The sequence below is a fragment of the Acinetobacter lwoffii genome (assembly GCF_022967985.1).
GTDB lineage: Bacteria > Pseudomonadota > Gammaproteobacteria > Pseudomonadales > Moraxellaceae > Acinetobacter.
The window spans coordinates 1-24,844 of sequence record NZ_JALJVC010000011.1 but is presented as its reverse complement, the minus strand read 5'-3'; the positions used below and the strand labels follow the sequence as shown (position 1 = coordinate 24,844).

Below are 24,844 nucleotides of genomic sequence, written 5' to 3'. Positions count from 1 at the left end.
GGATGAATCATGAAAAATGTAGGGATGAAAGCAGAAAGTTACCGTACAGCAATTGCCACTGGAATCCTGCATGCACCGCCACATTGCATTGAGTTGCTGCGTAATGGCAATACTGAAAAAGGTGATGCCCTGAAAACAGCACGCATTGCCGGCATTCTCGGTGCCAAACGTACCGATGAGCTGATTCCACTATGCCATCCATTGCCGATTTATCGTGCCGATGTGGAATATGAACTGTTTGATGCACATATCGAAATTATTGCTACCGTTGAAACCATTGGACCCACTGGTGTGGAAATGGAAGCTTTGACCGCAGTCAGTCTGGCCGGTCTGACCCTGTATGACATGCTGAAACCGCATTGTGAACCGGAAGATTTGTCGTTGGATCAATGCAGATTGCAGCAGAAAAAAGGTGGAAAATCGCATTTTACCCGGGTACTGAAAGAGAGTCTGCCGGCTTCAGTTATTGTGCTGTCCGATACGGTTGCAGCAGGCAAAAAGCCGGATACTGCCGGGCAAAACGTACTGGAAATTTTAAAAGAAGCCAGTTTTGGTCCTATAAGTTATCAAGTTATTTCCGATAGCCCAGAACAGCTCTTAACCCTGATTGATCAGCAGAAAAATCAGTATCCACTGATTCTAACCGTAGGGGGCACCGGCTTAGGCCCTAAAGACCTGACGGTCGAAACCCTGCAACCTTTACTGCAACGAGAAATTCCCGGTTTGATGGAAGCTTCACGTAGTTTTGGGCAAAAACGTACCCCTTATGCAGCATTAAGTCGTGGTGTGGCTGGCTATATTGAGAACAGTCTGGTAATGACCCTGCCGGGAAGTCGGCAGGGTGCAAAAGAATCCCTGATCGCGGTACTTCCAGCATTGGTACATTTGTTTGATGTGCAAAAAAATATTCCACATGCGGGAGGTTATCAATGAATCAGGCACTATCGCATTCAGCCTGCGGTGCTGAGCCGGGATTGATTTCTGTTGATCAGGCGCTGCAGATGATACTGGAACAGACGCATATCCTGGCAACTGAAAGCCTGCCGCTTGCTCAGGCTCTGAATCGCTATCTGGCAGAAGTGATTGATTCGGCCATTCCATTGCCACTGTTTTCACAAAGTGCTGTAGATGGCTATGCGCTTTGTAGTGCAGAAAATGTTAGTGCTCACAGCACTTTTGAACTCATTGGAGAGATTCGGGCAGGGGAAAGTACTGAAATTGAACTGCGTCCAGGTCAGGCGGTTCGGATTTTTACCGGTGCCAGGATTCCGGCAGGAACTACAACAGTCGCCCGTCAGGAAATTGTCGAATGCCATGCCAATCAAATCCTTATCACAACAGACCTAAAACCGCATGCGGATATACGTGATGCAGGCGAGGAAATCGCACAAGGACAACGTCTGGCAGATGTAGGACAAAAACTGCATGTAGGTGCAATTGCAGCTTTAAGTATGGCAGGCGTAAAGCAGGTTTTAGTCTATCGTTATCCTAAAATTGCTGCTGTGATTACTGGAGATGAAGTGGCTTCCAGCATTGAAGACCTGAATTCCGGAAAAATCTTTGACGCCAATGCTCCGCTGATTCAGGCCTGGTTTCAATCACAGGGTCAAAACGTAGATATTCTGCATGTTTCAGATAATGAGTATGAGCTGCAAACGTTAATACATCGTCTTAAAAACCAATACGACTTCATATTGACCACAGGCGGGGTTTCGGTGGGTGATTATGATTTCATTCGTCCTGTTGCCCTGGAGCAGGGTTTTGAGCAGATTTTCTGGAAAGTGAAGCAGAAACCCGGAAAACCGATGTTATTTGCCAAGTATCGTCGAGATGATCAAGGTTACTGTTATCTCTTGGGTTTACCGGGAAATCCGGCTGCCGTTTATGTCGGGATGCAAATCTATACGGTAACTTTACTGAATGCCTTACAGGGGCAAAAGCAGCTACCTGAATGGCTTAGTGCGGTAATGACGCATGATTTGAAAGCGGATGCACGCGAACGTTTTTTAAGAATGGCTGCAGAATTTGATCAGGGCACTTTAAAACTCAAGAGCCTGGCGAAACAGCAGTCGCATATGTTGAGTAATCTGATGCAGGCCAATTGTCTGATACGTATTCCGGCAGCAACAGAAATCCAAGCCGGGCAAGTGGTACAGGGTTTGCTGATTTGAAATGCCTGTCACAATTCTCAATATTCAAGCCACGCAGAATGAGAAAGATGGATTTATTCAAAGTTCTCCTCACTGGCATGCTGTTGACTAGCCCCATGCTGCATGCCGAGACAGTTAAAATCTATGCTGCGGCCAGCCTGACCAATGCGATTACTGATATTTCCAAGCTGTATGAGCAACAGCATCGGGATATCCAGATCGTTCCAGTTTTTGCTGCGTCTTCGGTATTGGCCAAACAAATTGCAGCGGGAGCCAGCAGTGATCTATTTTTCTCTGCAGACCTGGACTGGATGAATGACCTGATCAAGAAACAAAAAATCCAGGTGGGGCAGAGTAAACCTGTGCTGTTTAATGAGCTGGTATTGATTAGTCCTATCCAGCAAAAAAATCATTTTAAAATGTCAGCCGATTTTAATTTTGCTAAGGCCTTTCAAGGCTATTTGTGTACAGGACAAATGGAATCGGTGCCTGCCGGAAAATATGCCAAGCAAAGCTTAACCCGGCTGGGCTGGTTGAATCCGCTTTGGGGCAGAATTGTCGGTACGGATAATGTCCGTGCAACTCTCGCATTTGTAGAACGTGGCGAATGTCAGGTCGGTATTGTGTATAGAACCGATGCCTTAATAATGAGTAAAAAATTTAAAATTTCGGGAGTTTTTCCAGCCAGTACACATCGTCCGATTGTGTATCCGATTGCTTTAACCCGGCAAGGCCAGAAAAATCAGGCAGCAATCCAATTTTCTGAATTTATCCAGACGAGTCCAAGGGCCAGGCAGATTTTCCAGAAATATGGTTTTAAGCTCAAGGTTCCATAACTGATGATGCTTACACCAGAAGAATTGAATGCCTTGATGCTTTCAGCCAAAGTGGCGGGCTTTGCCACAGCAGTGTGCCTGCCATTTGCCATTACCGTGGCATGGTTACTGGCGCGTTATGAATTCAGGGCCAAATTTCTCGTAGAGGCAATATTGCAGATGCCTATGGTGCTACCGCCGGTAGTACTAGGCTATCTTCTGCTCCTGCTATTTGGTCATCAGGGTATGCTGGGGCAATATCTACATAAATGGGGAATTCAGCTGATATTTAACTGGAAAGGTGCGGTACTGGCAGCAATGATTGTGGCATTTCCTTTAATGGTTCAACCAATTCGCTTGTCTTTTCAAATGATCAACCGGCAGTTAGAACAGGTGGCAGGATCTTTGGGCGCCACACCATGGCGGGTATTCTGTAGCATTAGCCTGCCTCTGGCTTTGCCTGGAATTTTAATCGGCAGCATTTTATGTTTCAGCCGCAGTCTGGGAGAATTTGGTGCCACGATTACCTTTGTTGGCAATATTCCAGAAGAAACCCGTACCATTCCCATCGCCATTTATAGCCTGTTACAACAGCCTGATGGAGAAAGTATGGCTATGCGTTTGGTCATTTTATCTCTGATTCTGGCTTTTTCAGCCTTGATTGCAAATTACTGGATCATGCAGAAGTATCAACGTAAATTGGAGGGCTAAGATGCTGAAGTGTGATTTTCAGTTTAATTACGCAAATTTCCAGCTACAGGCCAGTCTGGATATGCAGACACAATTGATTGGTATTGTGGGAGCCTCAGGAAGTGGGAAAAGCACCTTTTTAAAAAATATTGCAGGGCTATTAAAACCATCACAAGGCTTTATTCATTTTCAGCAAAAAATATTATTTGATCATCAGCAGAAACTGAATATTCCTGTTCATCAAAGAAAAATTGCCCTGATTTTTCAGCAAGCTCTACTGTTTCCGCATCTGAATGTCATGCAGAATTTGAAATATGCAGAACAGCTAAATATAAAAAATAAAGGTCAGCAGAAATTTACGTTTGAAGACATTGTGGAGTTACTTGAATTAAAGCCACTACTTCGGCATCGGGCGCATCAGCTTTCTGGTGGACAGGCACAGCGCGTTTCTATCGGTCGTGCACTTTTATCTTCTCCCGACCTATTACTTTTGGATGAGCCTTTAAATGGACTGGATCAAAAGCTGAAAAACCAGATTTTACCTTTTCTGAAAATTGTGATTCATCAAACAGATTTACCCATGATTTATGTGACTCATCACGTAGATGAAGTGGCGTATTTACAGGCACAACTGCTGCATTTTGAAAAGGGAAAAATTATTTGATCCAGCCCTGCACCGATTTAAACCAGCAATGACTCCGGGCAGGTCATCCTATCGCTGTTTTGCTCATAATTTCTCAGAAGATATCTATTTTTCTCTCTATTTTTAAGAAAGAAAAGTCTAAATTTGAAAGTGAAATAAAAATTATTTTATATAAAAGAATAGTTTATTTTATGTTAAAAATAATCTGGCATGACCTATGCATATATCTAATTAAAGTCAAAGAAGACTCTACATTTGTATGACGGCCAATGACGTCCGTTCTGATCGTTACTGATATGCCTTGTGCATCACAGTGACTTAAATACGTTCAGTTCTGGTAAGGAAATGGCTATGTCTTCAAATACAAGTCTCAATAAAGCAACAAAAATAAGTCTATTTAACTTCAGTAGTTCAGCGATGCGGGCCTTCCATATGAGTTGGCTCGCTTTTTTTGTCTGTTTCTTTGCGTGGTTTGCCTGTGCACCGTTAATGCCAGTGATTGCCGGTGAATTCAGCCTGACCAAAGAGCAGATCGCCAATATCAATATTGCCGCAGTCGCCATTACAATTCTGGTGCGTCTGATCGTGGGGCCGTTGTGTGATAAATACGGTCCGCGTAAAACCTATACCGCCTTACTGATTATTGGCAGTATTCCGGTGTTTGGTGTGGCGTCGGCCAACAGTTATGAATCTTTCTTGTTTTTCCGTTTATTGATTGGCGCCATCGGTGCCAGCTTCGTGATTACTCAATATCATACCAGTATCATGTTTGCGCCAAATGTGGTGGGAACGGCAAATGCAACTACAGCAGGTTGGGGGAATGCCGGTGGCGGTGCGACTCAAGCCCTGATGCCTTTAATGCTGGCTGCTTTGGTGATGTTCGGTGTAGAACAGGCAATGGGATGGAGAATTGCACTTCTGGTTCCGGGTATTCTGATGATCATTGTCGGTGTACTGTACTGGAAATTCACCCAAGACTGTCCACAAGGCAATTTTAAAGAACTCCGTGCTGAAGGTATTTCTGTTGGTAGCGATAAAAAAGGCGGCCTTGCAATCTTGATGCATGCCGCACGTAACTACCGTGTGTGGATTTTGTTTGGAGCTTATGCAGCCTGTTTTGGTATTGAAATTTTCATCCATAACATTATTGCCTTGTACTTTGTCGACAACTTCCAGTTTGGCCTAAAAGAAGCAGGCATGGCTGCCGGGATTTTTGGTTTACTGGCATTGTTTGCCCGTGCCTTGGGTGGCATTGTTTCAGACAAAGTTGCGATTCAAAAAGGTCTGGATGGTCGAACCAAAGTCCTGTTTGCCTTGATCATGCTGGAAGGTCTGTTTCTTATTCTGTTTTCGCAAATGAACAGCGCGACCTTGGCTATTATGGCTATGACCATCTTTGCCTTGTTTACCCATATGGCATGTGGCGCTACCTATGCACTGGTGCCTTTTATCGACCGTGATGCCTTGGGCGGTGTGGCCGGTATTATTGGAGCAGGTGGCAATGTCGGCGCGGTGGCTGCGGGTTTCCTGTTAAAAGGCATGCTGGATATTCAAACCACTTTGATGGTACTGGGTGGCTTGGTGGTGATTGCTGCAAGTTGTGTGTTGATGATCCGTTTCTCTGTCGAGCATAAAGAAAAAGAACAGCGTTTATATGAACAGGCCGTGACTGAACGTCATCTGGCGGAAGTACAGCAATAACACAACACGCCCTGATATAAAATGAATTGACAAAAAGGATAGCAATATCCTTTTTGTTGTTTTTGCTAACGCAATAATAAAATGATGAGCTATATATTCAGGATAGGAAAATATTATTTAAAAAGTACAGAATGGTTGAATTTATCGAATAAAAGTAAAATCATTTATAGTTTATATGTTTAATTTGAGATGAAAAAATTATATATATTTTAATAATGATTTTTAAAAAAATAAATGAATTTAATAAGTGTAGATAAAATAAAAGCCATTTTAATAATGGCTTTTATGCTTATGGTGGAGGATTAATAAGTTTTATAAGGTAAAAACTTTCCGGATAATACGACATTCACCCGATCTCCGTTTGGATTATTCTCACGTTGAATATCCATATTGAAATCAATTGCACTCATAATTCCATCACCAAATTCTTCATGGATCAGTTCTTTAATAGTCATACCATAGACACTGACGACCTCATACCAGCGATAAATCAGTGGATCTGTCGGCACACTGGTTGGCAGAGAACCTTTATAGGGTACGATTTGCAGCCAGGCGATGGCTTCATCAGTCAATCCAAATATTTCACCAATTTTTTCTGCCTGTTCTTTATTAAAAGCCATCTGACCTAAACATGCAGCAGTCACCCATTCTTTAGAAAGGCCTATTTTTTCAGCGACATCTGCCCATTTGATAGACTTTAAAACTTTCGCTGAAATAATCATGTCTGTCACTTGTTGACGATGGCTAATCATAATCTTCTCCAATAGCTATATTTAAAAAATGACCGCTATAGATAATGCAGAGATTGTGCCAATATAATTACAAGGATTAAATTTTAAAATAATTTATATGATTTTTATTAGCTATTTAAAATAAATGGCATGCTATTTGCTTTTATCTATATTAAATATGGCAACGGCGCCATGACACAATTGATCTGTTTGAATAATACAAGGCAAAGACGCCTAAGGTTGAAATAGACCTTAGGCGTTTTTTATTTGCAAACAGGTAAGTAATTTATATAAAGGGGATAAAAATATGGCTTATCTTGCTCCTGCAGAGTTTGCAAAAAAAGTGGTCGATGCCGGTGAGGCAAAACTTCATATGGCAACGCGCGATGTTTTAATCCGTGCGTTTATGGCAGGCGCAATTCTGGCGCTGGCAGCAGTATTTGCCGTGACGATTGCGGTACAAACAGGGGTGCCGCTGATCGGTGCGCTGCTATTTCCAGTCGGTTTCTGCATGTTGTATCTATTGGGCTATGACCTGCTGACCGGGGTATTTGTATTGACTCCATTAGCCTGGTTAGACAAACGTCCTGGGGTGACGTGGGCACGTATTTTAAAAAACTGGGGACTGGTTTTTTTAGGTAACTTTGCCGGATGTTTAACCGTGGCAGTGTTGATGGCCGCAGTCTATACCATGGGTTTCGCAGCTGAACCGAATGCGGTCGGGGTGAAAATTGCCCATATTGGGGAAGACCGGACTTTGGGCTATGCCGAATATGGTTTTGCTGGCTGGATGACGATTTTTATCCGCGGCATGTTGTGTAACTGGATGGTGTCACTCGGGGTAATTGGTGCCATGATGTCAACCACAGTCAGCGGCAAATTCATCGCGATGTGGATGCCAATCATGCTGTTTTTCGCCATGGGCTTTGAACATTCAGTGGTGAATATGTTCCTGTTCCCATTTGCCATGATGATGGGCGGTGATTTCTCGATTACAGACTATTTCTTGTGGAATGAATTACCGGTGGCACTGGGGAATCTGGTGGGTGGTCTGGCACTGACAGGTTTGGCGCTCTATACCACGCATGTACGTACTGGCGATAAAAAAGAATTCTAATCTGAGCATGATGATTTATGTCTTGAGATTAAAGGGATCAATTCGATCCCTTTTTGAGTATTTAAAATGAATAAAAAATTAAAGATCAGTGTCGGGCAATATTCTTCCGCTGGAATCAAAGCACAGAATCAGGATTTCCATGGGGTCTATATTCCTGAAGGTCACGCGCTTAGCAGTAAGGGCATTGCCTGTGCAATAGCAGACGGGATCAGCAGCAGCAATGTCAGTCATATTGCAGCAGAAACTGCAGTCAGCAGTTTTTTATCGGATTATTACTCGACTTCGGAAGCATGGAGCACCCAAACTTCGGCAGCACGGGTCATCCGTGCGACCAATTCCTGGTTGTATGCACAAACCCAGCAAAGCCGCGGACGTTTTGATAAAGACCGGGGTTATATCTGCACCTTTAGTGCACTGATTTTGAAACAAAATAGGGCACATATCTTTCATGCTGGCGACAGCCGGATTTATCGCATTCAGGCACAAGTCATTGAACAGTTGACGGCTGATCACCGTATTTGCCTGTCATCAACAGAACATTATTTAAGTCGTGCACTGGGTGCCGACCATCGTATCGACGTCGATTATCAGCAGCTTGAATTATGTGAAGATGATTTCTTTATCTTGATGACAGATGGAGTCTATGAGTTTATTGATATGCAGCTCATATCGGAGATGCTGCAACAGCAACAACATCTGGATATCATTGCCAAGTCTATAGTCGAGCTAGCCTTTAAACGGGGCAGTGATGACAATCTCACCATTCAAATCATTAAAGTGGATCAACTACCAGAGGAAAAATACTTCCAGATTAAAAGTCATGTTTTATTTCCACAACAGCTAAGTCATGGTGATCTGTTTGAAGGTTATCGGATTGATAAAATCCTGCACCAAAATCATCGCAGCAGCCTCTATTTGGCGCATGATGAAGCGACACAAAATCAGTTGGTCATTAAAACCTTGTCTGTCGATGTGCAGGATGATCTTAAAGCCGTAGAACAATTTCAGTTAGAAGAATGGGTATCGAAACGCTTAAAACATGAAAATCTAATGCAAGGCTATCCACATAAGGGCAGCAAGAAATTTTTATTTCAAAGTTATGAATACTTGCAAGGGGAAAGCCTAAGTCGCTGGCTGCATCGTCAAAAAACTGCTTTAACTTTACAGCAGTTGCTTCCCACCATTGAACAGGTGGCCAAGGCACTGAATGCCATGCACCGTCTTGAAATGCTGCACCAGGATGTACGGCCAGAAAATGTCATGCTGCTTGAACCTGCTGATGCTTTAAAAGTGAAACTGATTGATTATGGATCGACAGCGGTCAGAGGTCTGGTTGAACTGAATCCCAAACATGCAGACGTTCCTTTGGGAACTCTGGCCTTTATGGCACCTGAGTATTTTATTGGACACTCGCCCTCAGTAAAATCAGATCAGTTCTCGCTGGCGGTGATGAGTTATTATTCATTGACCCGACAATTACCTTATGGGACAGACCTCGCGCACTGCAAGACCGAAAAGGCCTTAAAGCAGGTTCGATATCATCCTCTCTATGAGTATCGACCGGATCTGCCACATGGCCTGGATGCAATCTTTAAAAAAGCGCTTTCTATTCGCCCGGAGCAGCGCTATGAAGCACTTTCAGCATTTATATATGATCTGAAACACCCAGATCTCAAATTTAAAAAATCAGTTTCACGTCCTATGCTTGAAAAGCATCCAGTCACTTTCTGGAAATCCTGCACAGCGATTCTGTTTTTGTTATTGCTCGGGGTTGTTGCACTGCACTTTAGCCAATAAAAATAATTTAAATAAGCTATTGAATGATTTCTTTTAACTGAAGTAAAAAATCAGATGTGATTTGAGCTGAGATGTAGTCAAAATATCTATTTATTCTTATTGCAGATTTTTATGTTTTACGATGATTGACTCTGTGTTTTCGAAGATTATCTCTATAAAATAGAAAGTGCAGTCAAAAAACCAAATAAGCATAAAAACATTGGAATAATAATTGCTTATTTTTAATACCATTAGAATAAAAAGGCAGATGAGACATGAAAATTCAATTTTTTAAGCTGATTTTAATCTTGAGCAGCAGCATGGTGATGAGCCAAACCAGTCTCGCCGGAGATGGTGGCTTGCGTTTTGCTGAGAAAAATCAGGAAATAGCGGCACAAATTAAGGCCAAGAAAAAAACGGCAGAAATACAAGCGCAGTCCCTACAAGCAAAAGCCTCTACAGAAACGAAATAGTAAAATAGCACTCATCCAAGAAGGTGAGCTGTTCAGTTTAGATCAGATGTATAAGATGTGGTGATGCGAAAAACTAGTCCCTAACTTTTTAATACTGAAAAAAACTCCCCATCTATTTTAAGAATGGGGAGTTTTTTATTTTACATCTCAGGGAAAATTACTGAATTTGTTCCTCATCCTGTCTTTCCTGACGCAGCTGATCACGTTGTCTCTGTGGATCATGAAGGCCTAATTGACCTCGCTGGATCTCACGATCCTGCTTTTCTTGAGGATCAAGTTGTTCTTCAGTGAGTTCTTCATCATTTCGATCGATTGGATTCGACATAGTCTTTCATCCTCTAAAATACTTTCTAATTTTTATTGTATGAGTGCAGCAAAATTATTCTGTGACTTTTATGCCTGAGTTAGTTTTCTATCTTGTTGCTGCTGTAAGTTTAATCAATATTTTATGGGTTATTTTAATGATGGTTAAGTTAACCAAGAAAATTAAATTAATGAAATTAAGGGAATAGTAATTTAAACCTATAAACCTAATAGTTGAATATATCTCATTATTCTGGTTTTGAAATGAGAAAAACTAAATAAAATAAGAAAAATGGGTTATGCTTAAGACAGATTAAGTGTCATCCGTCTTTTAAATTTCCGGTATTTTTCATGATAGAACTTCGCCATTTAAGAACTTTAACTGCTCTGCGGGAGCATGGTTCTCTGGTTGCAGCAGCAAGTGATTTATGTTTAACCCCATCAGCCTTGTCACATCAGCTACGTGAACTCGACCAATGGTTTGGCATCGAAGTGGTCAATCGGCGTAGTCGCCCTGTGAGCTTTTCAAATGTTGGAGAGCGGTTGCTAAAACTGGCAGATGAAATATTACCGCAAGTTCAAATTGCACAGAGTGATATCAGCCGTATTGTGCATGGTCAGACCGGACGAATTGTTTTCTCCTCTGAATGTCATAGCTGTTTTGACTGGTTGATGCCGCTACTTAATCAATACCGGATGCAATATCCGGATGTAGACTTAGACTTTGCTTCAGGTTTTGAATCGAATCCGCATGAATTATTACAAACCGGAGAGTTTGATCTGCTGATTACGGCTGATCCGATTGCGCTCAAAGGCATTGAATATTTTCCGATTTTCGAATACGAATCACGCTTGGTTTTATCCAATACCCATCCGCTGGTACGTGCGAAAGAGATTACTGTTCAGGAACTTGCTGAAGAAACGCTGGTGACTTATCCGGTGGATAAACACCGTTTGGACATTATGTCGCGTTTGTTTATTCCAGCTAATATTCTACCAAAAGCCATTCGTACCACCGACTTGACCCAAATGCTGATTCAGCTGGTGGCAAGTGGTCGCGGGATTGGTGCATTACCCGATTGGGTGGTAAATGAATATGAGCAGAAAGGCTGGGTGACATCACGCCGTTTAGACTGCGTGGCGCCTGAAGGCTTGCGTCGTACTTTATACGCCGGCTATCGCACAGAAGAAAAACAGAAAGATTATTTTGAAGGCTTCTTGAAACAGCTGGATCGGTTTTCCAAGAAAAGACAGGTCTATTACAGCTAATTTGCGAATAGTTAAATATATTTAGTCCGTTATTTTTAAAAATCCTGCATCGTCAGGATTTTTAAAAATTGATTGTTTTTCTCTCAAGGATTTCAATTTTTCTATAAGGTGATGAGGTTAATCTTGTCTACTTTAAATCAGAAAATATACAACTTCGGCCAACTTTCGAAATTAAAGAACTGGTTTGGTTGATTATAAATTTTTCTACTTATCACATTTTGCCAAGTGGAAATACATCTGTGTAGAATTAAATTGCATATTATTAAATATCAAATACTTAAAAATTAAGTTCTTGGAACTTGTGAGGATGTGGTTCTGATCTTGCCAGTTGATTTTTAATAAAAAGATTAAATAAAATGACAAAACATACGCTGATCAGTCAATTTTTTGGCAGAAAATAACTCCTGAAAATAACAATGTTGATCTATGCTACAGCATAATTTTTAAACTGATTTCCTCTCATAAAACGGAATCACTTATACAGGACTGTATAAACTCGCCATGCACATGACAAAAATTCCTCTCAAGAAAAGCCCGCTAAGCCTCATGATCTTGTCGATTGTCTCAGGTCATCTTTATGCTGAAACTGCCGTAGAATCGGGCAACGTTCAACAGCTGAATACCATCGTGATCAGCGCTGAGCAAAATGCCAATCCGCAGCAGCAATATCAGAAAGAGCTGGCTCAGGTTTCTGGAGGAACGAATTTCATTGGTGAGCAGCAGTTAGAACAGCAGCGACTTGCAACCACGGCCGATGTGTTCCGTTTACAGCCAGGAATCTATGCCCAGTCTGCAGGGAATGAAGGTGCAAAAATTTCGATCCGTGGCTCAGGCATCAACCGGACTTCAGGTGCACACGCATCCGGTACGCACGTCCTGATTGACGATATTCCATTTACCGGACCGGGCGGTACAGCGTATGAACTGCTAGAACCCTGGTGGATTGATCATGTCGGGGTTTATCGCGGAGCCAATGGCTTTAAACAGGGTGGACTGGCCTTAGGTGGAACAATCAACTATAAATCCAAAACTGGCGCTGATCAGGATGGCTCTGAACTAAAATATGAAATGGGCAGCCATGGTTATCAGAAATATCAGTTTAGTACCGGCCGAAAGCTGGATCAGATGGATTATTATCTGGCACTGACGGGTACCCAGTTTGACGGAATTCAGGATCATGCTGAAGGCGATGGTAAGGGTCTGGCTTTTAATTTGGGTTATCAAATTAGTCCGGATATCAAAACCCGTTTTTATGCCCGTTACCGTGAGAGCAAACATTTAACTCCAGGGCGAATTACGCAAGAACAGCTCAAAAATGATCCTGAAGCAGCTAATAAAGATTTTGTAACTATCGATGCCAAACGGATTCAGCCGGGCAGTACCTGGCTGGCCAATACTACGACCTGGAATTTACAGGATGATGCTAAACTGACCGGCAGTCTGGCTTATCATCATTATCCGCTGGATTTACGTGAAAGTCGTTATCGTACCAATGTCGATTATGAAGATATTACAGCGCGCTTCCAGTATGAAAAGTCTTACCAGGTTCTAGGTCTGGAGCATCAGGGGCGTATTGCCTTGCGCACTACCACACACCGCCCGGACAGTGGGGTTACTGAAACTTTAAGATTTAATACAGAAATTGGTAATCAAACGTATCCGGCAGACACAGTTACCCGCCGTTATACCTATCGTGGTTCAGACAACGTGCTGCAATTTAATCAGGAAACTACATTAAATGATCAGTTCAAATTAGATCTGGGATTGGCAGCTGTGTATACCCATCGGGAAAGTGAAGTGACTTATGCAAATATTATTCCCGACCCAGATTTAGGTCCTGATGTAGATCCTAAAGTCAGTCGTTATGAATGGAATTTTGCACCACGAGTTGGATTGACCTATCAGCCAAATGACTCTGTGCAATGGTTTGCCAATTTAAGCCGGAGTATTGAACCGGCACATCCTTGGGCAATGGCTTGGTCTTCACCTTATTACTATTCTAAAGACAGTGGAGCTGCATCAAATCGAGTACGTGCGCCAATCTATTTGGATACGCAAACCGCCAATAGTTTTGAACTGGGGGGGCGTGGACAATCAGGTTTTGGAGACTGGGCACTGAGCTACTATTATTCCAAGATTAAAAAGGAGCTATTGTCTTCTGAAATGATTAAAAATTACGGGAATGATTCTGATTCTACTACTTCAGAGGAAAGAATTAGTGTAGAAGCAAATGCCACGCCAACGATTCATCAAGGGGTGGAGCTAAGTCTGGATACACCATTGCATGAATCCCGATATGGTGAACTGCGTCTGCAACAGGCTTATACCCTTAGCGATTTCCAGTATAAAAATGATCCATTGTTTGGCAAGAACCAGTTACCGGGAATACCAAAACATCTTTATCAGGCTCAACTGAGTTATGCTTTAAATAATGGCCTGTATATTGGCCTGAATACAGAATATGCGTCCAAAATGGCGCATGATTATGCCAATAGCCGATTCAGTGATGACTATCAGATCTGGGGCATTGACTTGGGTTATGCGCCAGAACATCAATCATGGAAAACCTGGATCAACTTTAAAAATATCACCGATGAGAAATATGCTGCGGTCGTGATTCCTGGTCTGAATGATCAAGGTGCTGATGTAGCGCGATCTTCACCAGGTGAAGGTTTTTCTACTTATGCCGGCGTGTCATTTAAATTTTAATTATCAATAAATAAAAAGAGCGGTAAACACCGCTCTTTTTATTTATTGATAGAAAGGATTTATCAGGTTTCTAAAATTCCGGTAACGCCTGTCACAATCATATCAATGGCAATAGTACCGATTAAAAGCGCTGCAACACGACCGACGATATCGACATACAGGTCAATGTAGTTGGAATATTTATGCTGTAAATGATCATGCAGATATTTCATCAGGATCAACAAGCTACAGGTCAGAAACAGGGTAAAGAAAATCACCAGAATGGTTTGCATTAAACTGAGCTGAATCCCGGTAATCACGGAAGCCGAAATGGTGCCGGGACCGATCATAAACGGCATGGCAATCGTACCCGCCAGATGACTGGGCGCTCCACGCATCACACCAATCGTATCAGCACCTTCAAAGACATAACGATAGCCAATCACCAGAAAAATAATACCGCCAAAAATCTGGAAGGACTCAAACCGTACATGCAAGACTTCATTAAAGAAGGCTTCACCGGTTTTTGCAAAAATGATGAACACAATAAAGCTGATCAGACTGCCCTGAATCAATGCCATGTTGAATACTTTTGCGTCGGAATTACGGATAATTCCGAGCATATAAATACTCATCAGAAAAGGGTTGAGCAGGGAGAAAAACAGGGCAAATGCATTCAAACTTTCTGACATCATTCAGTCCTTCCGTAGTTGAGATATCCTAGATTTCACGGTCCGGGAACAGCGGACGTTTACCTGGGCTGATCCGGTTAATATGCAGATACATCATATGGCGTTCATATTTATCCAGGATGTCATTGATCACCTGTTCCTTACTATAACCGACCAGATCGTTGCCCTGAGAGCCTTCAAACAGATAACTTTCCAGACGATAGTAATAACGTTTGGTTCGTTTACCCCGTGAACTGAAATTTGGCGTGTCATAGCGTACCGGCCATATTTCATAGACAAAGTTTTCTTCTTCATCGAGCTGAATGGTCAGATCCAGGTGATACAGTTCAGGTTCTTCCTCAAGCGATTTTTCCTGAATATTTACTTGAATGCCTTTGTCAATTAACTCGGTTGCAACGGCCTCAATGGCTGGTTTGCAAACATTATCCAGCATGGTCCGGGTCTGGTACAGGCTTGGATGCAGCATGACCCGGCTCAGACGCTTCTTCCAGTTCAGGATATCCACATTACCGACCACAGGCGCAGCATTCAGACTGGTACTGGCCTGCCGAAAATCCTCCAGACGCAAGGACTTATACAGTCCGGCCATCACAAAGAAAATCACGAAACTAAAAGGCAGGCCCATAATAATCGTGGTGTTCTGTAATGCTGTTACGCCATTCGCCATGAGCATTGCCAAAGTCAGCAAACCGATGGCAATGGCCCAGAACACACTCAGCCAGCGCGGTGAATCATGTTCAATATTAGTGAATTTGGTCGTGAAATTTCCCAATACCAATGCCCCCGAGTCCGCTGAGGTCACATAGAACAGTAAGCCGGTAATGGTGGCGACACCTGCAGTAAACATAAAGCCTGGATACTGCGCCAGCAGATCATAAAAACCATGTGCCGGATTTTCTAAAACTGTCGTAGCAAGTTGAGTATTACCATCAAAAATCACGCTGTATAAAGCACTGTTACCGAAAATAGACAACCAGGTCAGGGTAAATAACAGAGGAATAACCAAAGTCCCGGTGACAAATTCGCGAATGGTACGACCACGGGAAATACGGGCCAGGAACAGACCAACAAAAGGTGACCAGGCGATCCACCATGCCCAGAAGAACAGGGTCCAGCTATTCATCCACTCTTTCGGTTGTTCAAAAGGAAAACTGGTTAAAGAAAGTTTCGGGAACTGGCTGATATAGTCACCAAAATTTTGAATCAAGGCGGCTAATAAAAACTCGGTATTTCCTACAAACAGAATGAATAGCAGCAGCCCAATTGACACATAGATATTAATCTCAGACAGGATCCGGATGCCTTTATTGACACCGGCAGTGACTGAAATAATAGTAATAATCACAGCAACGGCGATGAGTGCGGTTTGAATCCAGATATTTTCCGGTAAATCAAACAGCACATGCAGGCCATAATTTAATTGCACAACGCCAATCCCGCATGTCGTGGCAATCCCGAAAATTGTGCCGAGTACTGCAGCCGTATCCACAGTATGGCCAATTGGACCATTAATTCTTTTTCCAAAAATAGGATAGAGTGCTGATCGAATGGTGAGCGGTAAATTGTAGCGATAGCTGAAATAACCTAGCGCGACCCCAATCAGCGCATACATACTCCAGCCAGTTAAACCGTAGTGAAACAGGGTCCACACCATGGACTGGCGCGCAGCTTCAAAAGTTTCACCTTCGCCCACAGGTGGATTCATATAGTGGGAAAGCGGTTCCGCCACCGAGAAAAACATCAGGTCAATCCCGATCCCGGCAGAAAATAGCATCGCCGACCAACTCAGCAGGCTAAATTCTGGTTTGGAATGTTTAGGGCCGAGTTTAATCTCGCCATAACGGGAACAGGCGATAAAGACGATAAAAACCAGATACAGCGTTGCCGCCAGCAGATAATACCAGCTAAAGGTACGACTGACCCAGTTTAAGATATTGATAATGACTTGATTGGCTTGTTCATTAAATAAAATGGTAATGATAGAAAACAGCAGAATAAGCGTCGCCGAAAAATAAAAAACCACTTTATTCAGACTATCTTGCTTCTCTTCATTTTTCTTTTGCATAAATCTCTAACCATCGTTTTGTTGCCGGATGATCTACAGTGCAGTGTGATTTAAAAGCAAAAGCCTGCGGTAAAGCTTCCTTGTTTTCGTGAATTACAAACTTTTGCAAATCCAAAACAAACTGCGCTGTACATCAAGGGTGAGCTGGCACTATAATTTTTATTAATTGAACGTTCAATTAAAAAAGCGTTTATGAATTGTTACATCATTCAGCTATTTGCTTTAGCAGAGTGATTTTTTATTGTTACATCCGTTATTCAGGTTAGTCCTATGCCCAAAGTTGGTATGCAACCGATCCGTCGTCAGCAACTGATCGATGCCACCTTAGCTGCAGTGAATGAGCTAGGTTTTGCAGAAGCTTCAATTAGTCAGATTGCCCAGAGGGCAGGTGTCTCAACCGGTATCATAAGTCATTATTTTCGAGGTAAAAATGGCTTGATTGAAGCCACAATGCGTTACTTGTTGCAGCAATTGGGTACATCTGTGGCACAGATAAAGTTACAGGTTGATGACTTACCGGAGCAGCGCTTACTGGCGATCGTACGTGGTAATTTTGCTGCTCCACAAACGGACAAGGCAGCCATGAAAGTCTGGTTGGCATTCTGGGCTAGCAGTTTGCACCAACCTGAATTACACCGTTTACAGCAGATCAATCATTACCGTTTACATTCCAATCTCAAATATGAATTCATGAAAAAGTTGAGCAAAGACCAGGCAGAGAAAGCTGCTCAAGGTCTGGCAGCATTGATTGACGGATTCTGGCTAAGAGGTGCTTTGGTAAGTGGCGAAATTGATCCAGAACTGCCGATTGAACTGTGTAGTGAATATATCCGGCAACAACTCAAATAACCCACCTGCGAGGAAATTCCATTGACAACATTCAAACTGCAACGTCCTTATATTCATGGACAATATGTCGATGCAACATCCAATAGCACGTTTCAAACGATTAATCCTGCAACTGGCGAAATTCTGGCAGACGTGCAAGTGTGTACGCGAGAAGATATCGATCGTGCTGTTGAATCTGCACAGCAAGGACAAAAAGTCTGGGGAGAAATGACAGCAATTCAACGTTCCCGTATTTTAAACAAGGCTGTTGCCATCCTCCGTGAACGTAATGACGAGCTGGCGCGTTTAGAAAGTCTCGACAGTGGTAAAGCTTTCAGTGAAACATCCACCGTCGATATTGCGACAGGTGCAGATGTGCTCGAATACTATGCAGGTATTTTGCCAGCATTAGAAGGCCAGCAAATCCCGCTCAGAAGCAGTTCGTTTGTTTATACTCGCCGTGAACCTTTGGGGGTGGTTGCCGGGATTGGTGCATGGAATTATCCGGTTCAAATTGCCTTATGGAAATCTGCACCTGCACTGGCAGCAGGCAATGCCATGATCTTTAAAGCCAGTGAAGTGACGCCTTTAACTGCATTAAAACTGGCAGAAATTTATACTGAAGCAGGTGTGCCGCATGGTGTCTTTAATGTGGTTACCGGCAGTGGTGAAATTGGTGGTTATCTGACTTCGCATCCTGATATTGCCAAAGTGTCGTTTACCGGTGGTGTCGCAACCGGCAAAAAAGTCATGGCCCAAGCTGCAAATTCCAGCCTGAAAGAAGTCACCATGGAGCTGGGCGGAAAATCCCCGCTGATTATCTGTGAAGATGCCGATCTGGATCTGGCGGCAGATATAGCCATGATGGCTAACTTCTACAGTTCTGGTCAGGTCTGTACCAATGGAACCCGGGTATTTATCCCTTTGGCCTTGAAAGCAGAATTTGAAGACAAGATTTTGCAGCGTATTCCTTATATCCGTATGGGGGATCCACTTGATCCTGAGACCAATTTTGGTCCAGTGTCCAGCTTCTCTCATATGGAAAAAGTGCTGGGCTATATTGAACAGGGCAAGATCGAAGGTGCACGCTTATTGTGTGGTGGCGGCCGTGCTGAAGATGAGCAGTTTGCCCAAGGCGCTTATGTGCTACCAACGGTATTTACCGATTGCCGTGACGACATGACGATTGTCTGTGAAGAAATTTTTGGTCCAGTCATGAGTATTCTGAGTTATGACTCAGAAGAAGAGGCGATTCGTCGTGCCAATGATACCGAATATGGTTTGGCAGCTGGTGTCGTGACACCGAATCTGGCACGTGCGCATCGTATTATTCATCAAATCGAAGCCGGCATTTGCTGGATTAATACCTGGGGCGAATCACCGGCAGAAATGCCTGTCGGTGGCTATAAACATTCGGGTGTCGGTCGCGAAAACGGTATTGTCACGCTACAGCAATATACCCAGACCAAGTCGGTGCAAGTTGAACTTAGTCCTTTCCAGTCTGTATTTAGCGCATAAGGGAGGATTGGATGAATTACGACTATATTATTATCGGTGCAGGTTCGGCAGGGAATGTACTCGCAGCGCGTTTAACTGAAGATCCGGATGTGAAAGTCCTATTGCTGGAAGCAGGTGGGCCGGATTACCGTCTAGACTTCAGAACACAAATGCCTGCTGCATTGGCTTATCCATTACAGGGACGACGCTATAACTGGGCCTATCTGACCGATCCCGAACCTCATATGAATAATCGTCGTATGGAGTGCGGGCGCGGAAAAGGTCTGGGCGGTTCTTCATTAATTAACGGCATGTGTTACATTCGCGGTAATGCTATGGATCTTGAACAGTGGGCCAGCCTGAAGGGGCTAGAACACTGGAGCTATGCTGAATGTCTGCCGTATTATAAAAAAGCTGAAACGCGCGATATTGGCGGCAATGATTATCATGGTGATTCTGGACCGGTTTCGGTGGCAACACCTAAAAATGGCAATAATGAACTGTTCCATGCCATGGTCGAGGCAGGTGTACAGGCCGGTTATCCACGTACTGATGACCTGAATGGCTATCAGCAGGAAGGTTTTGGGCCGATGGACCGTACTGTAACGCCGCAAGGCCGTCGTTCCAGTACAGCACGTGGTTATCTCGATATGGCCAAAGGCCGGGATAATCTCACCATTATTACCCATGCCATGACCAACCGAATTCTGTTTAATCGCAATCAGGCGATTGGCGTAGAATATTTTGAAGGTCAAAATACCTTACAGCCGATTCAGGTCTTTGCGGATCGTGAAGTTCTACTATGTGCAGGTGCAATTGCCTCGCCACAAATCCTGCAACGCTCCGGTGTAGGTCCGGCCGAACTGTTAAAAAGTCTGGATATTCCTGTGGTTCAGGATTTGCCTGGTGTGGGTGAAAACCTGCAAGACCATCTGGAAATGTACCTGCAATATAAATGCAAAAAACCGGTTAGCTTATATCCGGCACTCAAGTGGTATAACCAGCCGATGATTGGCGCTGAATGGTTATTTTTAGGTAAAGGTATTGGAGCCAGCAACCAGTTTGAAGCCGGTGGTTTTATCCGCTCTTCCGACGAATTTGAATGGCCCAATATCCAGTATCATTTCCTGCCTGTGGCCATTAATTATAATGGCACCAATGCCATTCATGAACATGGCTTCCAGGCTCATGTGGGCTCTATGCGTTCGCCGTCACGTGGCCGTGTTCGTCTGAAATCCAAAGACCCGTTTGAGCATCCAAGTATTCTGTTTAATTATATGAGTACCGAGCAGGACTGGCGTGAATTCCGCGATGCCATCCGCATTACCCGGGAAATTATGCATCAGCCGGCATTAGATCCCTATCGTGGTGAAGAAATCAGTCCGGGGAAACATCTACAAACAGATGCTGAAATTGATGAATTTGTTCGTAATCATGCAGAAACCGCGTATCATCCATCGTGTAGCTGTAAAATGGGTGAGGATGACATGGCGGTTGTCGATGGTTATGGACGCGTACATGAAATGCAGAGGCTGCGTGTGATTGATGCCTCGATTATGCCTTTGATCATTACCGGCAACCTTAATGCAACTACGATTATGATCGCTGAAAAACTGGCAGACCATATTCGTGGAAAGCCTGCTCTTGTGCCTTCATCTGCACCTTTTTACAAGGCGCCTCGCGCTTAAATCATGGTTTTATTCCTGTCGTTTAGCAAAGCAGGAGTAAAGCGAATTTCAATTTTGTCCCAAAGCGCAGATAAAGCCTCGACTGCTTTCGGTTTTATCTTCGCTTTGCTTAATACATTTTATATTTTATGAAAATATTCAATCAAACAGTGCTGTTTGGCTGTGCTGCTGTTTCAAGTTTTTACTGTTATGCCGATGCTGCGGAAGTAAAACAAATAGAAGCAAGTGGAAACTTGAGTGTGGTCTCCAAATACGTCTCCCGTGGTTTGACCAATGCACCTGAAAATGATGACGTTGCTGTACAGGCTGCATTGAATCTGGCTTATGGCAATTTTTATGTTGGATATTGGGGATCTACGCTTGGATACTCTTATGCCGAAGTACAGGGGCGTCCGGGACATCGTTCAGACAAATTCGAGCATGACTTTCTGGTGGGTTATACCTATAGCAGCGAAAATTATGACTGGGATTTATGGAATGCGACCTATTATTATCCGGGCGGTGAGAACACCACTGGAAATGAGTTGGGCTTAAATGTAAGTCGTGCGTTGAATGATCAAACCAGTATCGGCGCCAGCGTATCGACCTATCTGTATGATGTGGCTTATGCCAATCAGGGCGATACTTTTTATACGCTTAACCTGAACCATCAGTTGAATGATCGTCTCAATGCCAGCATTACAGCAGCAGGAAGCTATTTTAACGATGAAGGCAAATATGAGGGCGGTGAACTGGGCGATACCGAAAAGCAGTTTGCCTTTCGTTATGCTTCTGCCGGACTCAGTTATGCGCTTTTACCGCAGTTGAGTGTGTCAGGTGAATATATCTTTGGCGGTTATGACCGCTATGATGACAAGCAGCGTAATCTTGCAGTAGTTGCACTGAGTTATGATTTTTAAAATTATGAAATCATTCAGACTAGGCGGGTGAAAATCTGCCTTATCTGCAACTTTGATTAATAGTATAAGCCATGACTGGAAGTGGATTCATGCTCCGGCAGCTCAGGAAAGACTGAGGATCTGGTTTAATCTGCCAGAATTTCAGACAAATATTATCAATTTCATAAAATAATTCTATAATAGCGCCCATTCTCGGCAGCGTTATCCAGACACTTCGTCAAATGGTATAACCTGACCATTTTCTATTTTTCATTCAAGTTCTCCTCCGTGAACCGGCTTGTATATTCAGATTCAGCATCTTATCTGTCCGTGACGGCACATAAGAATATTTAGGTATCCACATGGAAATTAAGGTCAATTATCTCGATAATCTTCGTCAGGAAGCCAAGTTCGATGACTTCACGGTAATCGCCGATCAGCCGATCCGCTATAAAGGCGATGGTTCGGCACCCGGCCCATTCGATTATTTTCTGGCATCTTCAGCTTTATGTGCGGCTTATTTTGTCAAAGTCTATTGCGCGGCACGTGATATTCCGACCGACAATATCCGCCTATCTCAAAACAATATCGTTGATCCTGAAAACCGATATAAACAGATTTTTAAAATTCAGGTGGAACTGCCGGCTGATATTTCTGAAAAAGACCGCCAAGGGATTTTACGTTCGATTGATCGTTGTACTGTCAAGAAAGTAATTCAAACCGGTCCTGAATTTGTCATTGAAGAAGTAGAAAGTATCGATGCAGATGCTCAGGCCTTGTTAATGCCAAGTCTGGCTTCTGACCATACGACTTTCATTCCGGGTAAGGACCTTCCGCTGGAAGAAACGATTGCCAATATGTCTGCCATTCTGGCAGGCCTTGGCATGAAGATTGAAATCGCGTCTTGGCGTAATATCGTGCCGAATGTGTGGTCGCTACATATCCGTGATGCGCAGTCACCAATGTGCTTTACCAATGGTAAGGGTTCGACCAAAGAAAGTGCGCTGGCATCTGCCTTGGGCGAATTTATTGAGCGTCTGAATTGCAACTTTTTCTATAACGACCAGTTCTGGGGTGAGGATATTGCCAATGCCGAATTTGTGCATTATCCAGATGAAAAATGGTTCCAGCCAGGTCCAAATGGCGAATTACCAGCAGAAGTTTTAGATGAACATACCCGTGAAATTTATGATCCTGAAGATGAATTATTGGGTATCCATCTTTACGACACCAACTCTGGTAATAAAGCACGTGGCATCTGTTCATTGCCATTTGTACGTCAGTCTGATGGTGAAACCGTTTATTTCCCGTCGAATCTGATCGAAAACCTTTACTTAAGTAACGGGATGAGTGCCGGCAATACCTTGGCTGAAGCGCAAGTACAATGTCTTTCTGAAATTTTCGAACGTGGGGTAAAACGCGAAATTCTGGAAGGTGAACTGGCACTACCGGATGTGCCTGAACATGTTCTGGCAAAATATCCAAAAATTGTTGAAGGCATTAAAGGCCTAGAAGAACAGGGCTTCCCGGTTCTGGTCAAAGATGCATCTTTAGGCGGTCAGTTCCCGGTCATGTGTGTCACCCTGATGAACCCGCGTACTGGCGGTGTATTTGCCTCATTCGGTGCCCATCCTAACTTTGAAGTGGCATTAGAACGCAGTCTGACTGAGTTATTGCAAGGCCGTAGTTTTGAAGGTCTGAATGATCTGCCAAAACCAACCTTTAGCAGTAATGCTGTGACTGAACCAAATAACTTCGTCGAGCATTTCATCGACTCGAGCGGTGTAGTGTCTTGGCGTTTCTTCAGCGCGAAATCAGATTATGATTTTGTCGAGTGGGATTTCACTAATAACGGTCAAAATTCGAATGCTGATGAAGCTCAGGAATTATTCACGATTCTGGAAGACATGGGCCATGAAGTTTATATGGCGGTGTATCAGCATCTAGGTGCAACAGCTTGCCGTATTCTGGTACCGGGCTATTCGGAAATTTATCTGGTAGAAGATCTGGTTTGGGACAATACCAACAAGGCTTTGTTATATCGTGAAGATATCCTGAATCTGCACCGTCTGGATGATGAACAATTGGAAGCATTGGTTGAGCGTCTGGAAGAAGCAGATGAGGATGACTATACCGAAATCAAAACCTTGATCGGTATCGAGTTCGATGAAAATACTGAATGGGGCCAACTGACAATTCTGGAACTGAAACTTCTGATTTATGTAGCTTTACAGCAATTTGAAGAAGCCAAAGATCTGGTTGAGCAGTTCCTGCAGTTCAATACCAATACCGTTGAACGTGGCCTGTTCTACCAGTGCATGAATGTCGTTCTGGAAGTCATTCTGGATAATGAAATGGAACTGGAAGATTATGAACACAACTTCCGTCGTATGTTTGGTGATGCCCGTATGGATGCCGTTCTCGGTTCAATCGAAGGCACAGTTCGTTTCTATGGTTTGACCGAAACCAACATGCAGCTTGAAGGGCTGGACCGTCATCTACGTTTAATTGACAGCTATAAGAAATTGCATGCAGCGCGTACCAAGTTTGTGGCTCAGCAATAATCCATAGATGAATGACTAAAATTTTTCGTCATTTGTTTTAAATCTTAAAGATGGCTTACTCGGTTTCGAGTAGGCCATTTTTATCTCTGACCCTATATGCAATCTTTTCTATTATTTCTATTCTAACTTATTAATTCCAGCTCCCGAGGGAACTGGAATTACCTAAAAAATTAAAGTGAAGTGTTAATACTAACTGCTTCAAGATTGGGTATGTGAATGTGAGAAATAGATGTATTTTTCTCATTCACAGGAATTACCTTACATATTCGGGTAATT

General features: G+C 43.2%; 20 protein-coding genes. 16 read left to right on the top strand and 4 right to left on the bottom strand.

Going from position 1 to position 24,844, the window contains the following annotated elements:
* The first annotated feature begins 9 nt into the window (after positions 1–9).
* The 6 genes from moaCB (at position 10) to MWG72_RS08160 (ending at position 5,999) form a co-directional block, all read left to right on the top strand.
* A complete protein-coding gene (gene moaCB, locus MWG72_RS08185) occupies positions 10–933 on the top strand; it encodes a bifunctional molybdenum cofactor biosynthesis protein MoaC/MoaB (protein WP_247143721.1) in 924 nt (307 codons plus the stop codon).
* Positions 930–2,171, top strand: coding sequence for a molybdopterin molybdotransferase MoeA (locus MWG72_RS08180; protein WP_247143720.1), 1,242 nt, complete (start codon positions 930–932; stop codon positions 2,169–2,171). Before moaCB ends, MWG72_RS08180 begins: the two co-directional genes overlap by 4 nt.
* A gap of 47 nt (positions 2,172–2,218) precedes the next feature.
* On the top strand, positions 2,219–2,986 hold the full coding sequence (gene modA, locus MWG72_RS08175; protein ID WP_247143719.1) for a molybdate ABC transporter substrate-binding protein: 768 nt from the start codon (positions 2,219–2,221) through the stop codon (positions 2,984–2,986).
* Positions 2,987–2,992: 6 nt separating this feature from the next.
* Positions 2,993–3,676 carry a molybdate ABC transporter permease subunit gene (modB, locus tag MWG72_RS08170; RefSeq protein WP_034609008.1) on the top strand — a complete coding sequence of 228 codons (684 nt, stop codon included), beginning with the start codon at positions 2,993–2,995 and terminating at the stop codon, positions 3,674–3,676.
* Position 3,677: 1 nt separating this feature from the next.
* Positions 3,678–4,319, top strand: coding sequence for an ATP-binding cassette domain-containing protein (locus MWG72_RS08165; protein WP_005096928.1), 642 nt, complete (start codon positions 3,678–3,680; stop codon positions 4,317–4,319).
* Positions 4,320–4,649: 330 nt separating this feature from the next.
* Positions 4,650–5,999 (top strand): MFS transporter, encoded by a 1,350-nt coding sequence (locus MWG72_RS08160; RefSeq protein ID WP_005170866.1) that lies wholly within the window; start codon positions 4,650–4,652, stop codon positions 5,997–5,999.
* 302 nt (positions 6,000–6,301) lie between these two features.
* On the opposite strand, the gene cynS is transcribed toward MWG72_RS08160, so the two are convergent.
* Positions 6,302–6,751, bottom strand: coding sequence for a cyanase (gene cynS / locus MWG72_RS08155; RefSeq protein ID WP_174894403.1), 450 nt, complete (start codon positions 6,749–6,751; stop codon positions 6,302–6,304).
* A 286-nt stretch (positions 6,752–7,037) separates the two neighbouring features.
* On the opposite strand from cynS, the gene MWG72_RS08150 reads away from it, so the two are divergent.
* The 3 genes from MWG72_RS08150 to MWG72_RS08140 all read left to right on the top strand — a co-directional run bounded on the left by MWG72_RS08150 (position 7,038) and on the right by MWG72_RS08140 (position 10,096).
* Entirely contained in the window at positions 7,038–7,847 is an 810-nt protein-coding gene (locus MWG72_RS08150) for a formate/nitrite transporter family protein (protein ID WP_004280337.1), read from the top strand.
* 66 nt (positions 7,848–7,913) lie between these two features.
* The gene (locus MWG72_RS08145) at positions 7,914–9,644 is read left to right on the top strand and encodes a bifunctional protein-serine/threonine kinase/phosphatase (RefSeq protein ID WP_247143717.1); all 1,731 of its coding nucleotides are present in this window, start codon (positions 7,914–7,916) and stop codon (positions 9,642–9,644) included.
* Between the two features lie 254 nt (positions 9,645–9,898).
* A complete protein-coding gene (locus tag MWG72_RS08140; protein ID WP_121980329.1) occupies positions 9,899–10,096 on the top strand; it encodes a hypothetical protein in 198 nt (65 codons plus the stop codon).
* A gap of 157 nt (positions 10,097–10,253) precedes the next feature.
* On the opposite strand, the gene MWG72_RS08135 is transcribed toward MWG72_RS08140, so the two are convergent.
* On the bottom strand, positions 10,254–10,421 hold the full coding sequence (locus MWG72_RS08135; protein WP_004280333.1) for a hypothetical protein: 168 nt from the start codon (positions 10,419–10,421) through the stop codon (positions 10,254–10,256).
* A 329-nt stretch (positions 10,422–10,750) separates the two neighbouring features.
* On the opposite strand from MWG72_RS08135, the gene MWG72_RS08130 reads away from it, so the two are divergent.
* Entirely contained in the window at positions 10,751–11,668 is a 918-nt protein-coding gene (locus MWG72_RS08130; RefSeq protein ID WP_004646984.1) for a LysR family transcriptional regulator, read from the top strand.
* A 501-nt stretch (positions 11,669–12,169) separates the two neighbouring features.
* Positions 12,170–14,377: a TonB-dependent receptor family protein gene (locus MWG72_RS08125; RefSeq protein ID WP_247143715.1), complete on the top strand. Its 2,208-nt coding sequence runs from the start codon at positions 12,170–12,172 to the stop codon at positions 14,375–14,377.
* 62 nt (positions 14,378–14,439) lie between these two features.
* Here the strand turns inward: MWG72_RS08125 and MWG72_RS08120 are convergent, their stop codons facing one another.
* Together MWG72_RS08120 and MWG72_RS08115 are read right to left on the bottom strand one after the other, a co-directional pair.
* Positions 14,440–15,048, bottom strand: a complete 609-nt coding sequence (locus tag MWG72_RS08120) for a MarC family protein (RefSeq protein WP_004646981.1) — start codon at positions 15,046–15,048, stop codon at positions 14,440–14,442.
* Between the two features lie 28 nt (positions 15,049–15,076).
* A complete protein-coding gene (locus MWG72_RS08115) occupies positions 15,077–17,113 on the bottom strand; it encodes a choline transporter (RefSeq protein ID WP_247143713.1) in 2,037 nt (678 codons plus the stop codon).
* Positions 17,114–17,383: 270 nt separating this feature from the next.
* Here MWG72_RS08115 and betI point away from each other — a divergent pair, with 270 nt between their 5' ends.
* From betI to MWG72_RS08090, 5 genes are all read left to right on the top strand, one after another.
* Positions 17,384–17,962, top strand: a complete 579-nt coding sequence (gene betI, locus MWG72_RS08110) for a transcriptional regulator BetI (protein ID WP_247143711.1) — start codon at positions 17,384–17,386, stop codon at positions 17,960–17,962.
* A gap of 21 nt (positions 17,963–17,983) precedes the next feature.
* On the top strand, positions 17,984–19,459 hold the full coding sequence (gene betB / locus MWG72_RS08105; RefSeq protein ID WP_247143709.1) for a betaine-aldehyde dehydrogenase: 1,476 nt from the start codon (positions 17,984–17,986) through the stop codon (positions 19,457–19,459).
* An 11-nt stretch (positions 19,460–19,470) separates the two neighbouring features.
* The gene (gene betA, locus MWG72_RS08100; protein ID WP_247143707.1) at positions 19,471–21,126 is read left to right on the top strand and encodes a choline dehydrogenase; all 1,656 of its coding nucleotides are present in this window, start codon (positions 19,471–19,473) and stop codon (positions 21,124–21,126) included.
* 128 nt (positions 21,127–21,254) lie between these two features.
* A complete protein-coding gene (locus MWG72_RS08095; RefSeq protein ID WP_247143705.1) occupies positions 21,255–22,025 on the top strand; it encodes a TorF family putative porin in 771 nt (256 codons plus the stop codon).
* Positions 22,026–22,366: 341 nt separating this feature from the next.
* Positions 22,367–24,568: an OsmC domain/YcaO domain-containing protein gene (locus MWG72_RS08090; RefSeq protein ID WP_247143704.1), complete on the top strand. Its 2,202-nt coding sequence runs from the start codon at positions 22,367–22,369 to the stop codon at positions 24,566–24,568.
* Positions 24,569–24,844 lie beyond the last annotated feature (276 nt).